The sequence below is a fragment of the Agromyces sp. Root81 genome, from assembly GCF_001429165.1.
Taxonomy (GTDB): Bacteria; Actinomycetota; Actinomycetes; order Actinomycetales; family Microbacteriaceae; genus Agromyces.
This window is the reverse complement of the sequence record NZ_LMIR01000001.1, coordinates 658452-683119: the sequence shown is the minus strand read 5'-3', so window position 1 is coordinate 683119 and position 24668 is coordinate 658452. Positions and strand designations below refer to the sequence as shown.

20 protein-coding genes are annotated in these 24668 nt (G+C 68.9%); 14 read left to right on the top strand and 6 right to left on the bottom strand.

Annotated features, from left to right (window positions below; translation table 11 throughout):
- Positions 1 to 13: 13 nt before the first annotated feature.
- From uvrB to ASE14_RS03245, 12 genes are all read left to right on the top strand, one after another.
- Positions 14 to 2080: an excinuclease ABC subunit UvrB gene (gene uvrB, locus ASE14_RS03300; protein WP_056650628.1), complete on the top strand. Its 2067-nt coding sequence runs from the start codon at positions 14 to 16 to the stop codon at positions 2078 to 2080.
- A gap of 11 nt (positions 2081 to 2091) precedes the next feature.
- Positions 2092 to 2577, top strand: a complete 486-nt coding sequence (locus ASE14_RS03295; protein ID WP_056650625.1) for a hypothetical protein — start codon at positions 2092 to 2094, stop codon at positions 2575 to 2577.
- A 96-nt stretch (positions 2578 to 2673) separates the two neighbouring features.
- Complete coding sequence (uvrA, locus tag ASE14_RS03290) at positions 2674 to 5565, top strand: excinuclease ABC subunit UvrA (protein ID WP_056650620.1); 2892 nt, start codon at positions 2674 to 2676, stop codon at positions 5563 to 5565.
- 4 nt (positions 5566 to 5569) lie between these two features.
- Positions 5570 to 7582, top strand: coding sequence for an excinuclease ABC subunit UvrC (gene uvrC / locus ASE14_RS03285; RefSeq protein ID WP_056650619.1), 2013 nt, complete (start codon positions 5570 to 5572; stop codon positions 7580 to 7582).
- Between the two features lie 37 nt (positions 7583 to 7619).
- Positions 7620 to 8495: an RNase adapter RapZ gene (gene rapZ, locus ASE14_RS03280; RefSeq protein WP_056650617.1), complete on the top strand. Its 876-nt coding sequence runs from the start codon at positions 7620 to 7622 to the stop codon at positions 8493 to 8495.
- Between the two features lie 39 nt (positions 8496 to 8534).
- Complete coding sequence (whiA, locus tag ASE14_RS03275; RefSeq protein ID WP_056650614.1) at positions 8535 to 9515, top strand: DNA-binding protein WhiA; 981 nt, start codon at positions 8535 to 8537, stop codon at positions 9513 to 9515.
- A 191-nt stretch (positions 9516 to 9706) separates the two neighbouring features.
- A complete protein-coding gene (locus tag ASE14_RS03270; protein WP_056650611.1) occupies positions 9707 to 10333 on the top strand; it encodes a superoxide dismutase in 627 nt (208 codons plus the stop codon).
- A gap of 96 nt (positions 10334 to 10429) precedes the next feature.
- Positions 10430 to 11434 (top strand): type I glyceraldehyde-3-phosphate dehydrogenase, encoded by a 1005-nt coding sequence (gene gap / locus ASE14_RS03265; RefSeq protein ID WP_056650608.1) that lies wholly within the window; start codon positions 10430 to 10432, stop codon positions 11432 to 11434.
- Between the two features lie 11 nt (positions 11435 to 11445).
- Entirely contained in the window at positions 11446 to 12660 is a 1215-nt protein-coding gene (gene pgk, locus ASE14_RS03260; protein WP_056650605.1) for a phosphoglycerate kinase, read from the top strand.
- Positions 12651 to 13439 (top strand): triose-phosphate isomerase, encoded by a 789-nt coding sequence (gene tpiA, locus ASE14_RS03255; RefSeq protein ID WP_056650602.1) that lies wholly within the window; start codon positions 12651 to 12653, stop codon positions 13437 to 13439. Before pgk ends, tpiA begins: the two co-directional genes overlap by 10 nt.
- 105 nt (positions 13440 to 13544) lie before the next feature.
- Positions 13545 to 13796, top strand: a complete 252-nt coding sequence (gene secG, locus ASE14_RS03250) for a preprotein translocase subunit SecG (protein ID WP_056650599.1) — start codon at positions 13545 to 13547, stop codon at positions 13794 to 13796.
- 11 nt (positions 13797 to 13807) lie between these two features.
- Positions 13808 to 14173, top strand: a complete 366-nt coding sequence (locus ASE14_RS03245) for an RNA polymerase-binding protein RbpA (RefSeq protein ID WP_056650595.1) — start codon at positions 13808 to 13810, stop codon at positions 14171 to 14173.
- 75 nt (positions 14174 to 14248) lie between these two features.
- Here the strand turns inward: ASE14_RS03245 and pgl are convergent, their stop codons facing one another.
- Genes pgl through tkt form a run of 6 tightly spaced genes read right to left on the bottom strand, consistent with a single transcriptional unit; the run spans position 14249 to position 22359 of the window.
- Positions 14249 to 15019, bottom strand: a complete 771-nt coding sequence (gene pgl / locus ASE14_RS03240) for a 6-phosphogluconolactonase (protein WP_056650592.1) — start codon at positions 15017 to 15019, stop codon at positions 14249 to 14251.
- The gene (locus ASE14_RS03235; RefSeq protein WP_056650591.1) at positions 15016 to 15975 is read right to left on the bottom strand and encodes a glucose-6-phosphate dehydrogenase assembly protein OpcA; all 960 of its coding nucleotides are present in this window, start codon (positions 15973 to 15975) and stop codon (positions 15016 to 15018) included. Before ASE14_RS03235 ends, pgl begins: the two co-directional genes overlap by 4 nt.
- On the bottom strand, positions 15972 to 17513 hold the full coding sequence (gene zwf, locus ASE14_RS03230) for a glucose-6-phosphate dehydrogenase (RefSeq protein WP_056650590.1): 1542 nt from the start codon (positions 17511 to 17513) through the stop codon (positions 15972 to 15974). The genes ASE14_RS03235 and zwf overlap by 4 nt, the downstream gene beginning before the upstream one ends.
- Before the next feature lie 15 nt (positions 17514 to 17528).
- Positions 17529 to 19133, bottom strand: a complete 1605-nt coding sequence (locus tag ASE14_RS03225; RefSeq protein WP_056650589.1) for a glucose-6-phosphate isomerase — start codon at positions 19131 to 19133, stop codon at positions 17529 to 17531.
- Positions 19130 to 20239, bottom strand: coding sequence for a transaldolase (tal, locus tag ASE14_RS03220; RefSeq protein WP_056650587.1), 1110 nt, complete (start codon positions 20237 to 20239; stop codon positions 19130 to 19132). Before tal ends, ASE14_RS03225 begins: the two co-directional genes overlap by 4 nt.
- Positions 20240 to 20265: 26 nt before the next feature.
- Positions 20266 to 22359: a transketolase gene (tkt, locus tag ASE14_RS03215; protein WP_056650586.1), complete on the bottom strand. Its 2094-nt coding sequence runs from the start codon at positions 22357 to 22359 to the stop codon at positions 20266 to 20268.
- 327 nt (positions 22360 to 22686) lie between these two features.
- Here tkt and ASE14_RS03210 point away from each other — a divergent pair, with 327 nt between their 5' ends.
- Both ASE14_RS03210 and ASE14_RS03205 read left to right on the top strand, forming a co-directional pair.
- Positions 22687 to 23607 carry a heme o synthase gene (locus ASE14_RS03210; protein WP_056650585.1) on the top strand — a complete coding sequence of 307 codons (921 nt, stop codon included), beginning with the start codon at positions 22687 to 22689 and terminating at the stop codon, positions 23605 to 23607.
- Positions 23608 to 23837: 230 nt separating this feature from the next.
- Complete coding sequence (locus ASE14_RS03205) at positions 23838 to 24665, top strand: endonuclease domain-containing protein (RefSeq protein ID WP_056651700.1); 828 nt, start codon at positions 23838 to 23840, stop codon at positions 24663 to 24665.
- The last annotated feature ends 3 nt before the right edge of the window (positions 24666 to 24668 follow it).

Sequence of the window (24668 nt, the reverse complement as noted above, 5' to 3'; positions counted from 1 at the left end):
TAGACTGGAGAGCATGCAGGCCACGCGTTCAGTCCGGCCGTTCGAGGTCATCAGCGACTACACGCCGAGCGGCGATCAGCCGGCGGCGATCGCCGAACTCGCCGCGCGCATCAACGCCGGCGAGACCGACGTGGTGCTGCTCGGCGCGACCGGCACCGGCAAGTCGGCGACGACGGCATGGCTCATCGAGCAGGTGCAGCGACCGACCTTGGTGCTCGCGCACAACAAGACGCTCGCGGCGCAGCTCGCCAACGAGTTCCGAGAGCTCCTGCCGAACAACGCCGTCGAGTACTTCGTCTCGTACTACGACTACTACCAGCCCGAGGCGTACGTTCCGCAGACCGACACCTTCATCGAGAAAGACAGCTCGATCAACGCAGAGGTCGAGCGCCTGCGGCACTCGACGACGAACTCGCTGCTCAGCCGCCGCGACGTGGTCGTGGTGTCGTCGGTCTCGTGCATCTACGGTCTCGGCACGCCCGAAGAGTACCTCGGTGCGATGATGCCGCTGCAGGTGGGCCAGCAGGTCGACCGCGACTGGCTCATCCGCAAGTTCGTGTCGATGCAGTATCAGCGCAACGACGTCGACTTCTCGCGCGGCAACTTCCGCGTGCGCGGCGACACGATCGAGATCATCCCGATCTACGAGGAGCTGGCGATCCGCATCGAGATGTTCGGCGACGAGATCGAAGCGCTCTACAGCCTGCATCCGCTCACCGGCCAGGTGGTCGCGAAGCTCGACTCAGTGCCGGTCTTCCCGGGCTCGCACTACGTCGCGAGCACCGAGGTGATGCAGCGCGCGATCGGCACCATCCGCATCGAACTCGAAGAGCGACTCGCCGAGCTCGAGCGCGAGGGCAAGCTGCTCGAGGCGCAGCGCCTGCGCATGCGCACCACCTTCGACCTCGAGATGATGGAGCAGATCGGCTTCTGCTCCGGCATCGAGAACTACTCGCGCCACATCGACGGGCGTCAGGCCGGCGAAGCACCGCACTGCCTTCTCGACTACTTCGCCGACGACTTCCTCGTGGTCATCGACGAGTCGCACGTCACCGTGCCGCAGATCGGTGCGATGTACGAGGGCGACTCCTCGCGCAAGCGCACCCTCGTCGAGCACGGGTTCCGGCTGCCGAGCGCGCTCGACAACCGGCCGTTGAAGTGGGACGAGTTCAAGGCGCGCGTCGGCCAGACCGTCTACCTCTCGGCGACGCCGGGTCGCTACGAGATGGGCATCGCCGACGGCATCGTCGAGCAGATCATCCGCCCGACGGGGCTCGTCGATCCGCAGATCGTGGTGAAGCCGTCGAAGGGCCAGATCGACGACCTCCTCGAAGAGATCCGCACGCGTGCCGGCCGTGATGAGCGCGTGCTCGTCACGACGCTGACGAAGAAGATGGCCGAGGAGCTGACCGACTTCCTCACCGAAGCCGGGGTGCGGGTCCGGTACCTGCACTCCGACGTCGACACGCTCCGCCGCGTCGAACTGCTCACGGAGCTCAGGGCGGGCGTCTACGACGTGCTCGTCGGCATCAACCTGCTCCGTGAGGGCCTCGACCTGCCCGAGGTCTCGCTCGTCGCGATCCTCGACGCCGACAAAGAGGGGTTCCTCCGTTCCTCGACGTCGCTCATCCAGACCATCGGCCGTGCCGCTCGAAACGTCTCGGGCGAGGTGCACATGTACGCCGACGTGCTCACCGATTCGATGAAGTCGGCCATCGACGAGACGACTCGGCGTCGCGACATGCAGATCGAGTACAACCGGGTCAACGGCATCGATCCGCAGCCGCTCCGCAAGCGAATCGCCGACATCACCGATGTGCTCGCCCGAGAAGAGGCCGACACGGCGGCGTTGCTCGCCGGTCGCGACGCCAAGAAGAAGACGTCGGTTCCGAACCTGCGGCGCGAGGGCATCGCGGCCGCCGGCGCCAACGACCTCGAAGACATCATCCGAGACCTGAACGACCAGATGCTTGTCGCGGCGGGGGAGTTGAAGTTCGAGCTCGCAGCGCGCCTGCGCGACGAGGTCTCCGACCTGAAGCGCGAACTCCGTCAGATGGAGAAGGCCGGACACCTCGGATGACGAGTACCGGTATGGGCCGTGCTGCGACTCCGCCGCCGAGCGAACGGTACGGCCCCGATCCCGACGGCATCCTGCTGCGCGTCGCCAAGTCGTTCGGGCTCGCGATGCTCATCGGCGCCGGGCTCGGAGCGACGATCGGTGTCGTGACGCAGCTCGGCGGCGTCGCCGAAGGGTGGGCTCTGGTCGGGCTGGCGTTCGGTGCGGCGGCCGGGGCGATCGTCGGCTTCTGCGCCGGCAGCGCGGCCGCCGCGGTGGCGTTGCTCGGCGTCGCGCCGCTCTTGCGCCTTTCGGCACAGGGCCGCGCCGGTGTGCTCGGGGCGGCATCCGCGCTCGGCGCGGCCGTCCCCATCGGATTCGTGCTGGCGTTCGCAGGAGCCACACCCCTGCCGGCGGCCGCCGTGGCATCGGCGATCGGCATCGTGGTCGCCGCAGGCGCGGTCGGTTGGATGATCGTGTGGCGCAGCGAACGCCGGGCGGCACGCGACGATTCCGAGTAGCCCGGCGCGGCGCGGGCACCCCGATTCGAACGTATGTTCGCTCAGAGCGCGTGTGCTCGGGGCATCCGTGTCGGTGGTGCTCTCTAAACTCGAAGAGTGCCAGTTTCACGTCTCGATGCCCATTCGCACCTGAGTGTCCGCGGCGCTCGCGTGCACAACCTGCAGAACGTCGACGTCGAGATTCCCCGTGACGCGATGGTCGTCTTCACGGGTCTCTCGGGGTCGGGCAAGTCGTCACTCGCCTTCGACACGATCTTCGCCGAGGGTCAGCGGCGGTACGTCGAGTCGCTCTCGGCGTACGCGCGGCAGTTCCTCGGGCAGGTCGACCGCCCGGACGTCGACTTCATCGAGGGGCTGAGCCCCGCGGTCTCGATCGACCAGAAGTCGACGAACCGCAACCCGCGGTCGACGGTCGGCACGATCACCGAGATCTACGACTACATGCGACTGCTGTGGGCGCGCATCGGCGTGCCGCACTGCCCGGTGTGCGGTGAGCGCATCCAGCGGCAGACCGTGCAGCAGATCGCCGACCAGCTCATGGAGCTGCCCGCGGGCACCAGGTACCAGGTGGTCAGCCCGGTCGTGTCGAAGAAGAAGGGCGAGTTCGTCGACCTCTTCCGAGACCTCGCCGCGCAGGGTTACTCGCGAGCCGTCGTCGACGGCGACGTCATCCGGCTCGACGATCCGCCGAAACTCAAGAAGCAGATCAAGCACGACATCTCCGTCGTCATCGACCGTCTCGTCGCCGGACCCGAACTGCTGGGGCGACTCACCGACTCCCTCGAGACGGCGCTGCGGCTCACCGACGGGCTCGTACAGGTCAACTACGTCGACGAGACCGGCTCCGCCGCGTGGGCGACGTTCTCCGAGAAACTGTCGTGCCCCAACCAGCACCCCATCCAGCTCACCGAGATCGAACCGCGCACCTTCTCGTTCAACGCGCCGTTCGGCGCCTGCCCCGAGTGCTCGGGCCTCGGCACCCGCATGTCGGTCGACGACGCGCTGCTGCTCGGCGACCAGAGCCTCAGCATCGCCGACGGCGTCATCCTGCCGTGGACCTCGCAGGGCAAGAGCCTCTACAACTACTACGAGAAGCTCCTCGGCGGGCTCGCCCGCGATCTCGACTTCTCGCTCGACACCCCGTGGGAGGAGCTCGACGAGGTCGCCCGCCAAGCGGTGCTCCGCGGCGACAACTTCGAGGTCAAGGTGAAGTGGCGCAACCGCTACGGCCGCGAGATGAGCTACACCTCGGGCTTCGAAGGCGTCGTGCCCTACATCGAGCGCCAGTACCTGCAGGCCGAGACCGACGTGCAGCGCGCCCGGTGGTCCGAGTACCTCCGCGAGGTGCCGTGCCCGGTCTGCGAGGGCAAGCGGCTGAAGCCCGAAGTGCTCTCGGTGCTCATCCACGACCACAGCATCGCCGACGTGGGGCTGCTCAGCCTCACCGATGCACGTGCATTCATGGACCGTCTCGCCCTCACCGATCGTGAGCAGACGATCGCCGCGCAGGTGCTGCGCGAGATCAAGCTGCGACTCGACTTCCTCATCCGCGTCGGATTGAGCTACCTCGACCTGTCGCGCGCGGCGGCCACGCTCTCCGGCGGCGAAGCGCAGCGCATCCGTCTCGCGACCCAGATCGGCTCCGGTCTCACCGGCGTGCTCTACGTGCTCGACGAGCCGAGCATCGGCCTGCACCAGCGCGACAACCGTCGTCTCATCGACACCCTCATCGCGCTTCGCGACCTCGGCAACACGCTCATCGTGGTCGAGCACGACGAAGACACGATCCGCACCGCCGACTGGATCGTCGACATCGGCCCCGGTGCCGGAGTCAACGGCGGCACCGTCGTGCACTCGGGCAGCTACGCCGACCTGGTGAAGAACACGCGGTCGCTGACCGGCGACTACCTCTCGGGCCGCCGCGAGATCCCGATCCCCGAGCAGCGCCGGACGATCGACGCCGAGCGCAAGATCGCCGTGCACGGGGCGGAGGCCAACAACCTGCGCGGCGTCGACGTCGAGTTCCCGCTCGGCGTGCTCACGGCCGTGACCGGTGTGAGCGGTTCGGGCAAGTCCTCGCTCGTCAACGACATCCTCTACCGAGTGCTCGCGAACCGCCTGAACGGTGCGCGCAAGGTGCCGGGCAAGCACCGTCGCGTCACCGGACTCGACCAGCTCGACAAGGTCGTGCACGTCGACCAGGCGCCGATCGGGCGCACGCCGCGCTCGAACCCCGCCACGTACACCGGCGTCTTCGACCGCATCCGCACGCTCTTCTCAGAGACGACCGAGGCGAAGGCCCGCGGCTACCTGCCGGGCCGATTCAGTTTCAACGTCAAGGGCGGGCGCTGCGAGGCCTGCTCGGGCGACGGCACGATCAAGATCGAGATGAACTTCCTGCCCGACGTCTACGTGGCGTGCGAGGTCTGCGGCGGCAAGCGGTACAACCGCGAGACCCTGCAGGTGCACTACAAGGGCAAGAACATCGCCGAGGTGCTCGAGATGCCGATCAGCGAGGCGGCCGACTTCTTCGAACCGATCTCGGCCATCCACCGCTACCTCAAGACCCTCGTCGACGTCGGACTCGGCTACGTGCAGCTCGGCCAGAGCGCCACGACGCTCTCGGGCGGTGAGGCCCAGCGGGTGAAGCTCGCCACCGAACTGCAGCGGCGCTCCAACGGCCGCAGCGTCTACGTGCTCGACGAGCCCACGACCGGCCTGCACTTCGAGGACGTGCAGAAGCTCCTGAAGGTGCTCGGCAAGCTCGTCGACAAGGGCAACACGGTCATCGTGATCGAGCACAGCCTCGACGTGATCAAGTCGGCCGACTGGATCATCGACCTCGGCCCCGAGGGCGGCTCCGGTGGCGGACAGATCGTCGCGACGGGCACGCCCGAACAGGTCGCCGCGGTGACCGACAGCCACACCGGGTACTTCCTTCGCGAGATCCTCGACGCGGCGTCGGTGCGAGCCGCGGTCGCCAGCTGAGGCGATGAACACCGTGCTGCCCGGCACCGAGGGTGTGCCCTATCGCCCGAAGAAGGGCGAGATCCCCACGAGTCCCGGCGTCTATCGGTTCCGCGACGCCGATCGTCGGGTGCTCTACGTGGGCAAGGCGAAGAACCTCCGGGCGCGCCTGTCGAACTACTTCGCGCCGCTTCGCACCCTGCACGAGCGAACGCGGCGCATGGTCACGACGGCCGCTTCGGTGGAGTGGACGGTCGTCGCCAACGAGGTCGAGGCGCTGCAGCTCGAGTTCACGTGGATCAACGAGTTCGACCCGCCGTTCAACGTGCAGTTCAAGGACGACAAGTCGTACCCGTACCTCGCGGTCACGCTCGCCGACGAGGCGCCGCGCGCCGTCGTCACCCGCAACCGCAACATCCGCGGCGCCAGGTACTTCGGGCCGTACCCGAAGGTCTGGGCGGTCAACGAGACGCTCGAGATCCTGCTCAAGCTGTTCCCGATCCGCACCTGCAAGGATTCCGACTACCGCCGGGCGATGGCCAGCGGAAAACCGTGCTTCGCGGGCCAGATCGGCCGATGCTTCGGGCCGTGCTCCGGAGTCGTCACGATCGAGGAGCATCGCGAGAACGTCGACCGCTTCGTCTCGTTCATGCAGAATCAGGATCGCCGCATCCTCGGCGAGCTCACCCAGCGCATGCGCTCGGCTGCCGCGGTGCAGGACTACGAGGCGGCTGCACGATTCCGCGATCGCCTGCAGGCAGCCACGTCGTTCTTCGAGAAGAGCGCCGTGGTGCTCGGCGAGAAGGTCGACATCGACGTCTTCGGCATCGACCACGACGAGCTGGCCGCAGCAGTGCAGCTCTTCATCGTGCGCGGCGGCCGTATCCGCGGTGTGCGCTCGTGGACCGTCGACAAGGAGCTCGACGTGCCGCTCGGCGACCTCGTCGACTCGGTGGTGCAGAACGCCTACGGCGATGGTGAGAAGCCTCCGGCCGAGGTCGTGGTGCCCGAGCTCCCCGACGACGCAGAGGCGCTCGAGACCTGGCTCGGCACCATCGCCGGTCGCAAGGTGCGTCTTCGGGCCGCGCAGCGCGGTGACAAGGCGGCGTTGCTCGCCACCGCGACGCAGAACGCCAAGCAGACGCTCATGCTCTACAAGACCCGACGCAGCGCCGACTTCACGACGCGGTCGCGAGCCCTCGAAGACATCCAGGAGGCACTCGGCATGGCCGACGCGCCGCTGCGCATCGAGTGCTACGACATCTCGCACCTCAGCGGCACCAACATCGTCGCCTCGATGGTCGTCTTCGAAGACGGCCTTCCGCGCAAGGACGAGTACCGCCGGTTCACGATTCCGAACTCGACCGACGACACCGACTCGCTCCACCAGGTGCTCACCCGCCGCCTGGCCTACCTGCGGTCGCCCGACTCGATCGGCTCGCCGATCGAAGCCGAGACGGCGAGCACCACGGCACAGGATGCACCCGCTGCGAGCAGCACGGCGCCGGCCACGAGCACCGCCGACGGAGCAGATGTGCCGGAGGGAGAAACGGATGCCGCGGCATCCGAACGTCGCAAGAAGTTCGCCTACCGGCCGAACCTGTTGATCGTCGACGGAGGGCAACCGCAGGTGGCGGCTGCGGCGCGTGCGCTCGAGGAGTCGGGCGTCGAGGGAATCTACCTCTGCGGCATCGCCAAGCGGCTCGAGGAGATCTGGACGCCCGACGGCGACTACCCCGTCATCCTGCCCCGCAACAGCGACGCCCTCTTCCTGTTCCAGCGCGTGAGAGATGAGGCCCACCGCTTCGCGATCACCCACCAGCGGCAGCGTCGCAAGCGCGACATCGGCAGCGTGCTCTCCGAGATCCCCGGCCTCGGCCCGTCTCGCGTGAAGGAGTTGCTGCGGCACTTCGGATCCGTGAAGCAGCTGCGCGCGGCATCCGAGACCGACATCTCGGAGGTGAAGGGCATCGGCCCGCTGCTCGCGGCGACGGTGCACCGCACCCTGCACGCCGATCGCGCCCCCGCACCCAGATAGGCTTGGGTGTCGATACGCGGAAGGGGGCTTCGACACGATGACCGTCGATTCTGAACAGCAGGAGATGCTGATCGTCACCGGCATGTCCGGCGCAGGACGCTCGACCGTCGGCAACGCACTCGAAGACCTCGGATGGTACGTCGTCGACAACCTTCCGCCGCAGATGCTGCGCCCCCTCGTCGAGCTCGTCGAGCGGGCCGGCACGTCGCTGCCGCGCATCGCGGCGATCGTCGACATCCGCGGGCGCGACTTCTTCTCCGAGCTCCGCGAGATCATCCAGGCCCTCCGCACCGGAGTGAGCGTGCGCGTCGTCTTCCTCGATGCGACCGACTCCGTGCTCGTGCGCCGCTTCGAGTCGGTGCGCCGCCCGCACCCGCTCCAGGGCAACGGCACGCTGCTCGACGGCATCGGCGCCGAGCGCGCCCGCCTCGCCGAACTGCGCGAGGCCAGCGACATCGTCGTCGACACCTCCGACCTCAACATCCACCAGCTGGCGACCCTCATCACCGAGACCTTCGCCGAAGCCGGCCACGCGGGGCTCCGCATCACCATGCAGAGCTTCGGCTTCAAGTACGGCGTGCCCTCCGACGCCGACCTCGTCGCCGATGCCCGCTTCCTGCCCAACCCGTTCTGGATCCCGGAACTCCGCCACCTGACGGGCGACGATGCCGTCGTGTCGGAGTACGTGCTGAGCCAGCCCGGCGCGATGGAGTTCGTCGAGGCCTATGCCAAGGCGCTCGAACCCGTGCTGGCCGGCTACCAGCGCGAGAACAAGCGACACGCGACGATCGCGATCGGATGCACCGGCGGCAAGCACCGCTCGGTCGCCCTGGTGCGCGAGCTGGCCAAGCGCATCGCCGCGCTGCCCGGTGTCGTCGTGAGTGTGAAGGATCGGGATCTCGGACGCGAGTGATCGCAGCCGCTGCAACACATATGAGAGATGGGACGACAAGTGGCACTGACCGCTGACGTGAAAGAGGAACTGGCGCGCGTCGAGGTGTCGAAGACCGGGGTCAGGGTCGCCGAACTGGCGTCGATCCTCCGGTTCGCCGGGGGGCTGCACATCATCTCGAACCGCATCGCGATCGAGGCGGAGCTCGACTCTCCGACGCTCGTGCGCCGCGTGACGCGCGACCTGGGGGAGATCTACGGCGTGCGTCCCGATGTCTCGGTGATCTCGCCGACGGGCATGCGGCGCTCGAACCAGTACCTCGTGCGTGTGCTCGAGGGCGGAGAGACGCTCGCCCGACAGACGGGGCTGCTCGACGCCCGCCGTCGCCCCGTGCGAGGCCTGCCGAACAAGCTCACCACGGGCTCGCGCGACGAGGTTGCGGCGATCTGGCGCGGAGCGTTCCTCGCGAAGGGCAGCCTGACCGACCCCGGTCGCTCGGCCGCACTCGAGGTGACCTGCCCGGGCAACGAGACCGCCATGGCCCTCGTGGGAGCCGCCGGCCGGCTCGGCATCTCCGCGAAGGCCCGAGAGGTCCGCGGCGTCCACCGCGTCGTCATCCGCGACGGCGAGGCGATCAGCGCGATGCTCGCGGTCATGGGCGCCACCGAGACCGTGCGCAACTGGGAGGAGCTGCGCCAGCGCCGCGAGGTGCGCGCGACGGCCAACCGCCTCGTGAACTTCGACGACGCGAACCTCCGCCGTTCGGCGCAGGCCGCCGTCGCCGCGTGCGCCCGCGTCGAGCGCGCCATGGAGCTCCTCGGCGAGGGCATCCCCGACCACCTGAAGTACGCCGGCGAACTCCGGCTGGCCCACCGCGAGGCGAGCCTCGACGAACTCGGCCACTACGCCGACCCGCCCATGACCAAGGACGCCGTCGCCGGTCGCATCCGTCGCCTTCTCGCTATGGCCGACAAGCGCGCCGCCGACCTCGGCGTGCCGGGCACCGAGGCGAGCCTTCCCGCCGACCTCGACGAGGTCTGAGCGGATGCCCCGGCGGTTCGCCGCGCGGGGCGTGCACCTTCGATCGTGGTGACGCGCGAGGCATCCGTCATGCCTCCGTCGCGCGGGCCGGCACCTCGTGGCCGGTTGGACGGCGGGCATAGACTCGAGAGGCAGCCGCGGAATCCCGGGGAGACGCCCGGGGGATCCGGCGCATCTGACAAGGAGAAGCAATGGCCGACTACACCCTCCCCGATCTGCCCTACGACTACTCGGCGCTCGAGCCGGCGATCAGCGGCAAGATCATGGAGCTGCACCACTCGAAGCATCACCAGGCGTACGTGACGGGTGCCAACACCGCCCTCGCCCAGCTCGCCGAGGCCCGCGATTCGGGCAACCTCGCGAACGTCAACAAGCTCGAGAAGGACCTCGCGTTCAACCTCGGCGGCCACGTCAACCACTCGATCTTCTGGACGAACCTCTCGCCTGCGGGCGGCGACAAGCCGACCGGCGACCTCGCCGCGGCGATCGACGACCAGTTCGGCTCGTTCGACAAGTTCCAGGCGCACTTCACCGCGACGGCGCTCGGCGTGCAGGGCTCCGGCTGGGCCGTGCTCGCGTGGGACTCGCTCGGAGAACGACTGATCATCGTGCAGTTCTTCGACCAGCAGGGCAACCTGCCCGCCGGCATCGTGCCGCTCCTGATGCTCGACGTCTGGGAGCACGCGTACTACCTCGACTACCAGAACGTGCGGGCCGATTACGTCAAGGCGTTCTGGAGTATCGCGAACTGGGAGAACGTCCAGAAGCGGTTCACCACAGCTGGTGAGAAGACCTCAGGGCTGCTGCTACTGTCGTAAACGGATGGTGTCCCCGGGCCCGTCCGGGGACACCGTCGTCCGACCAGTTCACCCGTGAAAGTGCGCGTTCGCGCCATCGTCAAACAGGAGACATCTGTGTCTGTAAAGATCGGCATCAACGGCTTCGGCCGTATCGGCCGCAACTACTTCCGTGCGGCCCTCGCTCAGGGGGCTGACCTCGAGATCGTCGCCGTGAACGACCTCACCGACAACAAGACGCTCGCACACCTCCTGAAGTACGACTCCATCACGGGTCGCCTGGACGCGACGGTCGACTACGACGACGACAACATCATCGTCAACGGCAAGGCGATCAAGGCGTTCGCCGAGCGCGACCCCGCGAACCTGCCCTGGGGCGAGCTCGGCGTCGACATCGTCATCGAGTCGACCGGCTTCTTCACCAAGGCCGCCGACGCCCGCAAGCACATCGAGGCCGGCGCGAAGAAGGTCCTCATCTCGGCTCCCGCGACCGATGAGGACGCCACGTTCGTCATGGGCGTCAACGAGCACGAGTACGACCCCGAGCGGCACCACATCATCTCGAACGCGTCGTGCACGACCAACTGCCTCGCACCCCTCGCGAAGGTCTTCAACGACGCCTTCGGCATCGAGCGCGGCCTCATGACGACGGTGCACGCCTACACCGCCGACCAGAACCTGCAGGACGGTCCCCACAAGGACCTCCGCCGTGCACGCGCCGCTGCGATCAACATCGTTCCGACGTCGACCGGCGCCGCCAAGGCCATCGGCCTCGTGCTCCCCGAGCTCGTCGGCAAGCTCGACGGCTTCGCCCTGCGCGTTCCGGTTCCCACCGGCTCGATCACCGACCTCACCGTCACCTCGTCGCGCCCCGTGACCGTCGACGAGGTCAAGGCCGCATACAAGGCCGCCGCCGAGGGTCCCATGAAGGGCATCCTCAAGTACACCGAAGACGAGATCGTCTCGAGCGACATCGTCTCCGACCCGCACTCGTCGATCTTCGACGCCGGTCTCCTGCGCGTGCTCGGCGACCAGGTGAAGCTGTCGAGCTGGTACGACAACGAGTGGGGCTACTCCAACCGTCTCGTCGACCTGACCGAGTACGTCGCCGAACGTCTCTGAATCGAGGATCTGTGACCCTGCGAACGATCGAATCCCTCGGTCCGCTCGCCGGCAAGCGCGTCGTCGTCCGTTGTGACCTGAACGTCCCCCTCCGGGACGCGGTCATCACGGACGACGGCCGCGTGCGGGCATCGGTCCCCACCCTGGCGGCGCTCGTCGCCCAGGGCGCCCGCGTGATCGTGGTCTCCCACCTCGGTCGCCCCGACGGTGCACCCGACTCCAAGTACAGCCTGGCCCCCGTCGCAGTCCGCCTCGGCGAACTGCTCGACGTCCCCGTCGCCTTCGCGGTCGACACGGTCGGTGCGGATGCCGCGGCGAAGGTCGCGGCCCTCGGCGACGGCGAGGTGCTCGTGCTCGAGAACCTCCGCTTCAACCCGGGGGAGACCTCGAAGAACGAGGCGGAGCGCACGGCGTTCGCCGGCGAGCTCGCCGAGTTCGCCGACGCGGTCGTCTCCGACGGCTTCGGCGTCGTGCACCGCAAGCAGGCGAGCGTCTACGAGCTCGAGCAGCTGCGTCCGAGCGCGGCCGGCCTCCTGATCGCCGCCGAGCTCGACGTGCTCGACCGCCTCACCGAGAATCCCGAGCGTCCGTACGCGGTCGTGCTCGGCGGTTCGAAGGTGTCCGACAAGCTCGGCGTCATCGCGCACCTGCTGCCGCGAGTCGACGCGCTCCTCATCGGCGGCGGCATGCTCTTCACCTTCCTCGCGGCCCAGGGCCACAAGGTCGGTTCGAGCCTGCTCGAGGCTGACCAGATCGAGACCGTCAAGGGGTACCTGACCGAAGCCGCCGAGCGCGGTGTCGACATCGTGCTGCCGAGCGACGTCGTCGTGGCCGCCTCGTTCTCGGCGGACGCCGAGCACGTGGTCGCTGCGGCGGATGCGATCGAGGAGACGCCGTTCGGGGCATCCGGTCTGGGGCTCGACATCGGCCCGGCCACGGCAGCCGCCTTCGCAGATCGCATCCGCGGATCGAAGACGGTGTTCTGGAACGGCCCGATGGGCGTGTTCGAGCTCGCGCCGTTCGCGGCGGGCACCCGCGTGGTCGCCGAGGCGCTCACGCAGGTCGACGGACTCAGCGTCGTCGGCGGCGGCGATTCGGCTGCCGCCGTTCGTCAACTCGGCTTCGAAGACACGCAGTTCGGTCACATCTCGACCGGCGGAGGCGCGAGCCTCGAGTTCCTCGAAGGTAAGAAACTCCCCGGACTGGAGGTCCTCGGATGGCAGTGAAGCGCACCCCGTTCATCGCAGGCAACTGGAAGATGAACCTCGATCACCTGCAGTCGATCGCGTTCGTGCAGAAGCTCGCGTGGGCTCTCGCCGACGCGAAGCACGACTTCGCCGACGCGGAGGTCGCGGTCTTCCCCCCGTTCACCGACCTGCGTTCGGTCCAGACACTCGTGGCCGCCGACTCCCTGCCCATCGGGTACGGAGCCCAGGATGTCTCGACGCACGACTCCGGCGCGTACACCGGTGAGATCTCCGGGGCGTTCCTCGCGCAGCTCGACTGTCGCTACGTGATCATCGGTCACTCCGAGCGGCGCACCCTGCACGCGGAGTCCGACGCGGAGGTCAACGCGAAGGTCAAGGCCGCGCACCGGCACGGTCTCGTGCCGGTCGTCTGCGTGGGCGAGACCGCAGAAGACCTCGAGGCGCACGGGCCGAGCGCCGTTCCGGTCGCCCAGCTGCGCGCAGCGCTCGAGGGCGTCGACGGCTCGAAGGGCCTCGTCGTCGCCTACGAGCCCGTCTGGGCCATCGGCTCGGGCCAGGCGGCGACGCCGGCCCAGGCCGAGCAGGTCGCGGCGGCGCTTCGTGCGCTCCTCGTCGAGCTCGTCGGCGAAGAGGTCGCACAGTCGACCCGCGTGCTCTACGGCGGTTCGGTGAAGGCCGCGAACATCGCCTCGTTCCTGCGCGAACCGAACGTCGACGGCGCGCTCGTCGGCGGCGCGAGCCTCGACATCGCCGAGTTCTCGAGCATCGTGCGGTTCAAGAAGCACGTCGGAGCCTGATCTCCCGTACCCGGGAGTGCGATGCGCTCCCGGGTACGGTCATGCTTCCGGCTATACTCGATTGTCGGCATCGACCCATCTGTCGTGCCCGGAAAGGTTCAACCCGTGGAGATTCTCCAGGTCGTCCTGCAGGTGCTGCTCGGTCTCACGAGCCTGCTGCTGACGCTGCTTATCCTGCTGCACAAGGGACGTGGCGGCGGTCTGTCCGACATGTTCGGCGGCGGTGTCACCTCCAGCCTCGGTGCATCCGGTGTCGCCGAACGCAACTTGAACCGCATCACGGTCATCCTCGCACTCGTGTGGATCACCTGCATCGTCGTGCTGGGTCTCATCACCAAGTTCGACTCCGGAATCTGACGGGAACCACCATGGCATCAGGAAACAGCGCCATCCGCGGCTCGCGCGTCGGCGCGGGCCCCATGGGCGAGCAGGACCGCGGCTTCCACGCGGACCGCGTCGCCATCAGCTACTGGGACGCCCACGGCAACGAGACCGTGCGCTACTTCTCGGCGACGCTCCCCGAAGAGGAGATCCCCGAGACCATCGACAGCCCGTCGACCGGCCTGCCGGCCGGCCGCGACCGCGAGAACCCGCCGTCGGTGTCGAAGCTCGAGCCGTACAAGACGCACCTCGCGTACGTGAAGGAGCGTCGTACCGACGAAGAGGCGGCGGCGCTGCTCGACGACGCGCTCACGCAGCTGCGCACGCGTCGCGGTCAAGCCCCGAAGGACTGATCCGACGCACGAACGTGAGAAGGGGGCGGCCTGCTGGCCGCCCCCTTCTTCGTACGCGAACGTCGCGTCGCCCGGTCAGTAGTCGCGCGCGATGAGCGAGTCGGGAACTTCGGATGCCGCGTCGGCGTCGACGAAGAACACCGTGCGACGCCGCCCCTTGATGCCGGCGACCGGCACCTCGTCGCGACTCGCGCCCGCGAGTGCGAGACCGAGCGCCGACGCCTTGTCGGCGCCCGCGAGCACCATCCACACGCGCTGCGAGGCATTGATGACCGGCCGGGTGAGGCTCAGCCGCTCGGGCGGCGGCTTCGGCGAGTTGCGCACGGGGATCACCGTTCGATCGGTCACCTGGATGCCCGAACGGTGCGGGAACAGTGAGGCGATGTGCCCATCGGGACCGACGCCGAGGAAGGTGATGTCGAAGATCGGATGCGGCGTGCCGTCGACGCCGTGCGACGAGAGCTCCGCCGCGTAGACCTCCGCCGCGGTGTCGAGGTCGAGCCCGGAGTCGGAGGCGGGGAACGGGTGCAGGTTCTCCGCCGGCAGGTCGAGCCCGCCGAGGAACGCGACACGGGCCTGCTCGTCGTTGCGCTCGGCATCGCCGGCCGGCAGCCACCGCTCGTCGCCCCACCAGAAGTGCACGCGAGACCAGTCGATCGACGTGTGAGCGGGTGAGGCGCCGACCGACTGCAGCACAGCTCCGCCCATCGAGCCGCCGGTGAGCACGACGTGGGCGACCGCCTGCGTGTCGAGGATGTCGAGGAGCTTCGTGATGAAGCGGGCCGCCACCGAACCTGCGAGTGATGCCTTGTCGGGGTGCACGAGCACCCGCCGTTCGTTGGTCACGCGAGTTCTCCTTCTTCGCTGCCCTCGAGGAGCGCGAGCCCGCTCGTGATGACCTCGCCGTACAGCTCGTCGGGGTCGAGGCGACGGAGCTCGTCGGCGAGGCAGTCGCGGAGATTGCGGCGCGGCAGCGCGAGGTCGTGCCGCGGCTGGCCCGGCTGGCGGAGTGTCGCGATGCCGGGGACGTCGCGGATCAGTTCGATGGCGCCGCCGTCGCGTTCGAGACGAACCCCGTGGATGCCGTGGTAGCCGGACTCGGGACCGGCGAGTTCGTACTCGGTCGGCGCGTTGAGCTGCAGTCGCAGCCATGCGGCGAGGAGCGTCGTCGACGGCGAGTCGACCGCGCCGCTGACATGCACGCGGGTGACGGGCTCGTACGGCGGCTGGTCGAGCACGGCGGCGAGCTGGGCCCGCCACAGGGTGAGCCTGGTCCACGCGAAGTCGGCGTCGCCCGGCGTGTAGTTGCCGGCGAGTGCGCGCAGCGCCGCCTGCGGATCGGGCTGCGCCGAGGCATCCGTGATCCTGCGATGCGCGATCCGGCCGAGCGGGGAGCGCCCCGGCACCGCGGGTGCCGCACCCGGCCACCAGGTGACGACCGGGGCGTCGGGGAGGAGGAGGGCCATGATGAGGCTCTCCTCATCGAGTGCCGCGTCCCCGCAGGCACGGAGCACGATCACCTCGCTGGCACCGGCGTCGCCGCCGACGCGGATCTCGGCATCGAGCCGCGGCGGCACGGCCGAGGTCTCGGTGCCGGGCTCGGTCGAGACGACGATGACGCGCATCGGGTGTTCGCGCGAGGCGTCGTTCGCCGCCTCGATCGCTTCTTCCTCAGCGCCCGGCGAGGTCGCGATGACGAGGGTGAGCACGCGGCCGAGGGCGACGACGCCGCCCTCCTCGCGGATCTTCACGAGCGTCTTCGAGACCTGACTGGTCGTCGTGTCGGGCAGATCGACGATCATGGGCGTCTCCAGCTTCGTCCGTCGCGTTCGAGGAGTTCATCGGCCGAGGCGGGGCCCCAGGTGCCGGGGCGGTACTGCTCGGGCTGCCCCTGCGTCGCCCAGAACTCCTCGATCGGGTCGAGGATCTTCCACGAGAGCTCGACCTCCTCCTGCCGTGGGAACAGCGGCGGATCGCCGAGCAGCACGTCGAGGATCAGGCGCTCGTAGGCCTCGGGGCTCGCTTCGGTGAACGCGTGGCCGTAGCCGAAGTCCATCGTGACGTCGCGCACCTGCATGCCGGCACCCGGCACTTTCGAGCCGAATCGGATCGTGACGCCCTCGTCGGGCTGCACGCGGATGACGAGCGCGTTCTGGCCGAGCTGCGAGGTCTGGCTGTCGGCGAACACCTGCTGCGGGGCGCGCTTGAACACGACCGCGATCTCGGTGACCCGTCGGCCGAGGCGCTTGCCCGCGCGCAGGTAGAACGGCACACCGGCCCAGCGCCGGGTGCCGATCGTGAGCTTCATCGCTGCGTAGGTCTCGGTCGTCGACTCGGGGTTCATGCCGTCTTCGTCGAGGAATCCGATGACCTTCTCGCCGCCCTGCCAGCCGCCGGCGTACTGGCCGCGGGCAGTGCCCGTCGCCAGGTCGGCGGGCAGGCGCACCGCCGCGAGGATCTTCTCCTTCTCGGCGCGCAGGTCGCCGGCCTCGAACGAGATCGGCTCCTCCATCGCCGTGAGGGCGAGGAGCTGCAGCAGGTGGTTCTGGATCACGTCGCGCGCAGCGCCGATGCCGTCGTAGTACCCGGCTCGGCCGCCGACGCCGATGTCCTCGGCCATCGTGATCTGCACGTGGTCGACGTGGTTCGCATTCCAGATGGGCTCGTAGAGCTGGTTCGCGAAGCGGAGCGCCAGGATGTTCTGGACGGTCTCCTTGCCGAGGTAGTGGTCGATGCGGAAGACCGAGTCGGGCGGGAACACCGAGGCGACGACGTCGTTCAGCTCGCGGGCGGTCTTCAGGTCGCTGCCGAACGGCTTCTCGATGACGACGCGGCGCCACTGGTCGCCGCGCTGCTCGGTCAGCCCGGAGCGCTTCAGCTGCTCCGTCACGAGCGGGAACGACTTCGGCGGGATCGACAGGTAGAACGCATGGTTGCCCATCGTTCCGCGCTCGCGATCGAGGTCGTCGACGACGGCGCGCAGCCGGTCGAACGCCGCGTCGTCGTCGAAATCGCCGGGCACGAAGCGGATGCCGCGGGCCAGCTGCTTCCAGACGTCCTCACGGAACTCGGTGCGGGAGTACTCCTTGACCGAGTCGTGCACGACCTGCTCGAAGTCCTGATCCGCCCATTCGCGGCGCGCGAACCCGACGAGCGCGAAACCGGGGGGCAGGAGCCCCCGGTTCGCAAGGTCGTAGACCGCCGGCATCAGCTTCTTGCGCGACAGGTCGCCCGTGACGCCGAAGATGATGAGGCTCGACGGACCCGCGATGCGGTTCAGCCGGTAGTCCTTGGGGGACCGGAGCGGATTGTGCTTCGCGGTGATCGCGGCCGGTTGCATCGTTCCTCCGGGATATCAGGCGACGACGTCGAACAGCGTCGCCGTGTTGGCAGAGGGATCGGTGAGCGTGAGCGTCAGCACCGGACGACCGTGTTCGGCGAGCACACTCGCGTCGCCGGAGGCCTGCGCGGCGATCAGCTGACCGAAGGTGAACGGCCGATCGGGGATGGCGACGTCGACGGCGGGCGTCTGCGTGATCTGCAGGAACGCACCGACCGCAGGGCCGCCCTTGTGGAACTGCCCCGTCGAGTGGAGGAACCGCGGACCCCAGCCGAACGTGACCGGGCGACCGGCACGGGCGGCGAGCAGGCCGCGGAGCCGCTCGAGCTCGGGGTGGGCGACGCGGTCGACGTAGGCCTGGACCGAGAGGTAGCCGTCGGCAGGCAGCTCTTCGAGCAGCACGTCGATGGCCGAGGCGAGGTCGCTCGAGGCGCCGATGACCTCTGGGGTGCCGCGCACCTCGATGCCCTGCTCGACGAACGCAGCGGGCGTGGGCTCGGGGCGGGCGTCGAGGAGGCCCCGTGCGGCGATCTTCGCCGACTCCACGTCGGGCTGGTCGAACGGGTTGATGCCGAGGATGCGGCCGGCGACCGCGGTCGCGTACTCCCACACGAGCAGCTGGGCGCCGAGGGTGCCCGAGACGCGGATCTCGCCGGAGTCGTCGCGGCCGAAGATCTCGTCGCCGGCGTCGTCGACGATGCGGACGATCTGCAGGTCGGAGAGGTGCTCGCCGAGCTCGGGCGCGTCGACCTCGAGCACGACGGGCAGGAGGCCGGTGCCGTTCTTGCCGGTGGACTCGGCGATCAGCTGCTCCGCCCAGTCGGGGAGCCCGACGATGTGGGTGCCGTCGGCGATGATCGCGAGCTTGTCGCGGAGCGGGACGGTGGCGGCGATCGCGGCGCCGAGCACGAGGCCCGGGTTCTCTGGGCTGTCGATGGCGAGCGAGAGCTCGATCGTCTCGGCCTCGTCGAGGACCTCGGAGATGTCGACGCCGGCGAGCCCGGAGGGCACGAGACCGAACGCGGTGAGCGCCGAGTACCGGCCGCCCACGTTCGGGTCCGCGTTGAACACGCGGTACCCCGCGGCGCGGGCCGATTCGTCGAGGGGCGAACCCGGATCGGTCACGACGATGATGCGCGTCGCGGGGTCGATGCCGGCGTCGCGGAACGCCTGCTCGTAGACCCGGCGCTGGCTGTCGGTCTCGACCGTCGACCCAGACTTCGACGAGACGACGAGGGCGGACGTCGCGAGCCGGTCGGCGAGGGCCGTGCGGACCTGCCCGGGCTCGGTGGAGTCGAGCACGGTGAGGTCGACGTTCGTGGTGCGCGTGATCACCTCGGGTGCGAGCGACGAACCGCCCATGCCGGCGAGCACGATGTGGTCGACGCCGGCCGCCTCGAGCTCCTCGCGGAGCGCCTCGATCTCGGCGACGAGCGGGCGGGAGATCGCCACCGCCTCGGTCCAGCCGAGTCGCTTCGCGGATTCCGCTTCGGCTTCGGGGCCCCAGAGCGCAGCGTCCTGCGCCGTGATGCCGCTCGCCACGAGGTCGGCGACGAGCGTGGGCACGGTGCTGCGCACGGCGTCGGCCGCTGCGCCGCTCACCGAGATGCGGAAGCTCATCGTGCGGCCTCCAGTGCGCCGCGAACGGTGTCGAGCAGTTCGTTCCACGAGACGATGAACTTGTCGACGCCCTCGTTCTCGAGCAGCAGCGTCACGTCGTCGTAGTCGACGCCGGCGGCGGCGAGGGCATCGAGCACCTTGCCCGCCGAGGCGTACGCGCCGGTGACGGTGTCGCCGACGACGACGCCGTGGTCGAACGTGGCCTCGAGGGTCTTCTCGGGCATCGTGTTCACGACGCCCTGAGCGACGAGCTCGGTCACGTAAAGCGTGTCGGGCAATGCCGGGTCCTTCACACCCGTCGACGCCCACAGCGGGCGCTGGCGGTTCGCGCCCGCGGCGAGGAGCGTCGCGGCACGTTCGCCGCCGAACTCCTGTTCGAAGAGCTCGTAGGCCAGGCGCGCGTTGGCGACGCCGGCCTTGCTCTTCAGCGCGAGTGCCGCTTCGGAGCCGATCGCGACGAGACGCTTGTCGATCTCGGTGTCGACGCGCGAGACGAAGAACGAGGCGACCGAGTGGATGGTGGTCAGGTCGATGCCGGCGGCCTTGGCCTGCTCGAGGCCGGCGAGGTAGGCCGCGATGACCTGGCGGTAGCGGTCGAGGCTGAAGATGAGGGTCACGTTGACGCTGATGCCCGAGCCGATCGCCTCGGTGATCGCGGCCAGGCCCTCGACGGTCGCCGGGATCTTGATCATGACGTTCGGGCGGTCGACCTTGGCCCACAGCGACTTGGCCTCGGCGATCGTGCCGGTGGTGTCGCGGGCCAGGCCCGGGGAGACCTCGATCGACACGCGGCCGTCGAAGCCGTTCGAGCGGTCGTAGACGGGGCGGAAGACGTCGGCGGCGTCGCGCACGTCGTCGGTCGTGATCTCGAAGACCGCCGTGTCGACGTCGGTGCCGGCCGCGGCGAGGGTGTGCAGCTGCTCGGCGTACCCGTCGCCCTTCGAAAGGGCGCCGGCGAAGATCGTCGGGTTGGTGGTGACGCCGACGACGTTGCGCTCGGCGATGAGTCGGGCGAGGTCGCCCGAGGCGATGCGCTCACGCGAGAGGTCGTCGAGCCAGATGCTGACGCCCGCCTCCGAGAGTGCTGCAGTGGGGGAGCTGGTCATGGGAGTGTCTCCTCTTCTGGCGCGCGTCAGGCCGACGCGAGCGATTCCTTCGCGGCGGCGACGACGGCTTCAGCCGTGATGCCGAACTCGCGGAACAGGGTCTTGTAGTCGGCGGAGGCGCCGAAGTGCTCGATCGACACCGCACGGCCGTGCGAGCCGAGGTAGCGGTGCCACGACAGTGCGAGTCCGGCCTCGACCGAGACACGGGCGGTCACGCCCGCGGGCAGGACCTGCTCGCGGTACTCGGCCGGCTGCTCCTCGAACCACTCGAGCGACGGCGCAGAGACGACGCGTGCGCCGATGCCCTCGGCGGCGAGCGTCTCGCGTGCGGCGAGGGCGAGCTGGACCTCGGAGCCGGTCGCGATCAGGATCACGTCGGGCGAGCCCGATGCGGCCTCGGCGAGCACGTACGCGCCCTTCGCCACGTTCGACGCGGCAGCGAGGGTGTCACCGGATGCCTCGGCGTCGCCGCGCTCGAACACGGGGATGTTCTGCCTGGTGAGGGCGATGCCCGCCGGGGCATCCGTGCGCTTCAGGATCTGAAGCCAGGCGTGCGCGACCTCGTTCGCGTCGGCGGGGCGCACGACCGTGAGGCCCGGGATCGCGCGGAGCGTGGCGAGCTGCTCGACCGGCTGGTGCGTCGGGCCGTCTTCGCCGAGGGCGACGGAGTCGTGCGTCCAGACGAAGATCGAGGGCACCTTCATGAGCGCAGCGAGGCGCACGGCGGGCCGCATGTAGTCGCTGAAGATCAGGAACGTGCCGCCGAATGCGCGGGTCTTTCCGTGCAGCACGATGCCGTTGACGATCGCGCCCATGGCGTGCTCGCGGATGCCGAAGTGCAGCACCCGGCCGTAGGGGTTGCCCGAGAACTCGTGCGTCGACCACTCGGCCGGGATGAACGAGGCAGCCCCGTTGATCGTGGTCAGGTTCGACTCGGCGAGGTCGGCCGAGCCGCCCCACAGCTCGGGCAGCACGCCCGCGAGGGCGTTGATGACCTTGCCGGACGCGGCACGGGTCGACACCTCGGTGCCGCCCTCGAAGACCGGGAGCACGGATTCGACGTCGGCGGGCAGCTGCCCGGCCTCGAGCCGGTCGAGGAGCGCCTTGCGCTCGGGGTTCGCGGCGGCCCACGCGTCGAAGGCGAGCTGCCATTCAGCGTGCTCGGCCGCGCCGCGCTCGACGGCGCCGCGCGTGTGGGCGATGACCTCTTCGGCGATGACGAAGCTCTGCTCGGGGTCGAAGCCGAGCACCTCCTTCGTCGCGGCGAGCTCCGCCGCGCCGAGCGCCGAGCCGTGGATCTTGCCCGAGTTCTGCTTGCCGGGCGACGGCCAGCCGATGATCGTCTTCAGGATGATGATCGACGGCTTGCCGGACTCGCCCTTGGCCGCCTCGATCGCGCGGTGCAGTTCGGCGACGTCTTCGACGTACTCGCCCGTCTTCTTCCAGTCGACGGTCTGCACGTGCCAGCCGTAGGACTCGTAGCGTTTCGCGACGTCTTCGGTGAAGGCGATGTTCGTGTCGTCTTCGATGGAGATCTGGTTGGAGTCGTAGATCACGACGAGGTTGCCGAGCTGCTGGTGGCCGGCGAGCGAGGACGCCTCGCTCGTGATGCCCTCCTGCAGGTCGCCGTCACCCGCGACGACGTAGACGAAGTGGTCGAACGGGCTCGTGCCCGCCGCGGCATCCGGGTCGAACAGGCCCCGCTCGAAACGCGCCGCGTACGCGAAGCCGACCGCGGAGGCGAGGCCCTGGCCGAGCGGTCCGGTCGTGATCTCGACGCCGGCGGTGTGGCCGTACTCGGGGTGGCCGGGGGTCTTCGAGCCCCAGGTGCGCAGCGACTGGAGGTCGGAGAGCTCGAGGCCATCGCCGGCCAGGTAGAGCTGCACGTACTGGGTCAGCGAGGAGTGGCCCGCGGAGAGGATGAAGCGGTCGCGGCCGAGCCACGCGTGGTCGGCGGGATCGCGGCGCATGACCTTCTGGAACAGGAGATACGCGGCGGGCGCGAGGCTCATCGCGGTGCCGGGATGCCCGTTGCCGACCTTCTCGACGGCGTCGGCCGCGAGTACGCGTGCCGTGTCGACCGCCTGGTCATCGATGGGTTCCCACTGCAGAGTTGCCACGAGGTGCTGTTCCTTCCGGTCATTGGACGGTGCCGGCGAACCGATGGTCCCCGATCACCGCTGGAATCGCTTCAACGCGAATTGCCCGCCGGATGACCCGCTGGTCGTCGCACCGGACGGCAGTTCGAATCCGCCCGTCGGGCGCGCAATGCCAAGTATATGGACTCCTCATGTTTCATGACGGTGACGCGATGCTCACCGTCGTCGTGCTCGGAAGTGAGGCGCAGGGGCGCGGAAGGGGGCCGAACCGAACGGGCGACACATGATGTCATAGAATCGGAGATGGGCGTGGCGGCACATGCGCGCCCGCGCGCCGGAAGAGGAACGATGCAGGCAGCCGTAGAGACCAGAGACCGCCGTCCGGCGATGACCGTCCGGCGCAAGCTCTCGGCCTACCTGGCCCTCACGAAGCCGCGCGTGATCGAGCTGCTGCTCGTCGTGACCGCGCCGACCATGATCCTCGCCCAGCAGGGGCTGCCGAGCCTCTGGCTGCTCATCGCCACGCTCATCGGCGGCGCCATGAGCGCCGGCTCGGCCGGTGCGTTCAACTGCTACATCGACCGTGACATCGATCGGGTCATGAAGCGCACGCAGGGGCGCCCGCTCGTGACCGGCGAGCTGACCGATCGCGAAGCGCTCGTCTTCGCGTACGCGCTCGGCATCGCCTCGATCGTCTGGCTGGGCCTGTTCACCAACTGGCTCGCCGCGGCGCTCTCGCTCGGCGCGATCCTGCTCTACGTGGTCTTCTACAGCCTGATCCTGAAGCGCCGCACCGCCCAGAACATCGTCTGGGGCGGCGTCGCGGGCTGCATGCCCGTACTGATCGGCTGGGCCGCGGTCACCGGCGATCTCAGCTGGCCGCCGGTCATCCTCTTCCTCATCATCTTCCTCTGGACGCCGCCGCACTACTGGCCGCTCTCGATGAAGTACAAGGAGGACTACGCTGCCGCCGGAGTGCCGATGCTCGCGGTCGTGCGCGGCCGGGCCCAGGTCGGGCTGCAGGTCATCCTCTACGCATGGGCGACGGTCGCCTGCTCGCTGCTGCTCATCCCGGTCGCCGACATGGGGCTCGTCTATTCGACCGTCGCGGTCGTCACGGGCATCTGGTTCATCTACGAGACGCACCGCCTCTACAACCTCGCGATCCGCCATGAGCAGGTCTCGCCGATGCGGGTCTTCCACGGCTCGATCGCGTACCTGTCGCTGCTCTTCCTCGCGGTCGGCATCGACCCGCTGCTGCCGTTCTGACCTGAGGCGCGGCGTCGCGGTCTCCCGCTCGCCGGTCGCGCCGGTCCCATCGCAGATTCGGAGATCGCGCTCGGATCGGATCGAGCCGGCGGTATTCGTCCGAGCGTGTGCAGATCTCCGATCTCACGGTGCGGGCGACCGCTCCTCCCCAGACCGGGTCCTCGGCTGCTCTCGCACAACTCGAGTCGCGCGGCGGTCCGGCCCGCGGCGCTGCGTCATCGTCGGTCTCCATGGGAGATCTCGAATACGCGATGCGTCGCACCGGGGGAGTCGCGAGAGCGACCACCCTCCAGTCCGCCGGATACTCACGGCACCACCTCCGAACCGCCATCGATCGGGGTCGCGTCGTCCGGGTGCGGCGCAACTGGCTGGCCCTGCCCGACGCCGACTACGAGCTCGTCACGGCGGCGAGCATTGGGTCGGTGCTCTCGTGCATCACCCAGGCTCGGCGTCTCGGACTCTGGGTGCTCGCGCACCCGCACCTGCACGTCGCCGCCGACCCGCATGCGGCGGTGCCCCGGGTCCACGGAACGGTGCATTGGGCGCAACCGTTGCTGCCGCGGCATCCGGACTCACTGGTCGATCCGATCGAGAACGTGCTCGCCGTCGTGGCGGCGTGCCAACCGCTCGAAGCGGCCCTCGCGGTCTGGGATTCCGCCCTGCGGAAGCGGCTCGTCGACCTCGACGTGCTCTCGCGCCTTCCGCTGAGGGGACGGGCGCGCGACGTCCTCGCCGCAGCGAACCCGTTCGCCGATTCGGGGCTCGAATCGATCGTCCTCCCGCGACTGCGATGGCTCGGTCTCCGGATCGTGCCGCAGGCGTGGATCGAGGGGCACCGGGTCGACTTCCTGCTCGGCGATCGCCTCGTCCTGCAGATCGACGGAGGGCATCATGTCGGCGAGCAGCGCATCGAGGACAATGCGCACGATGCGGCGCTGATGCTGCGCGGTTACCGCGTCATCCGGGTCGGATACCGGCAGGTGATCGACGATTGGCCGAGCGTGCAGGACATGATCGTCCGCGCAGTCGGCCAGGGCCTGCATCTGCGTTCGGCGTGATCT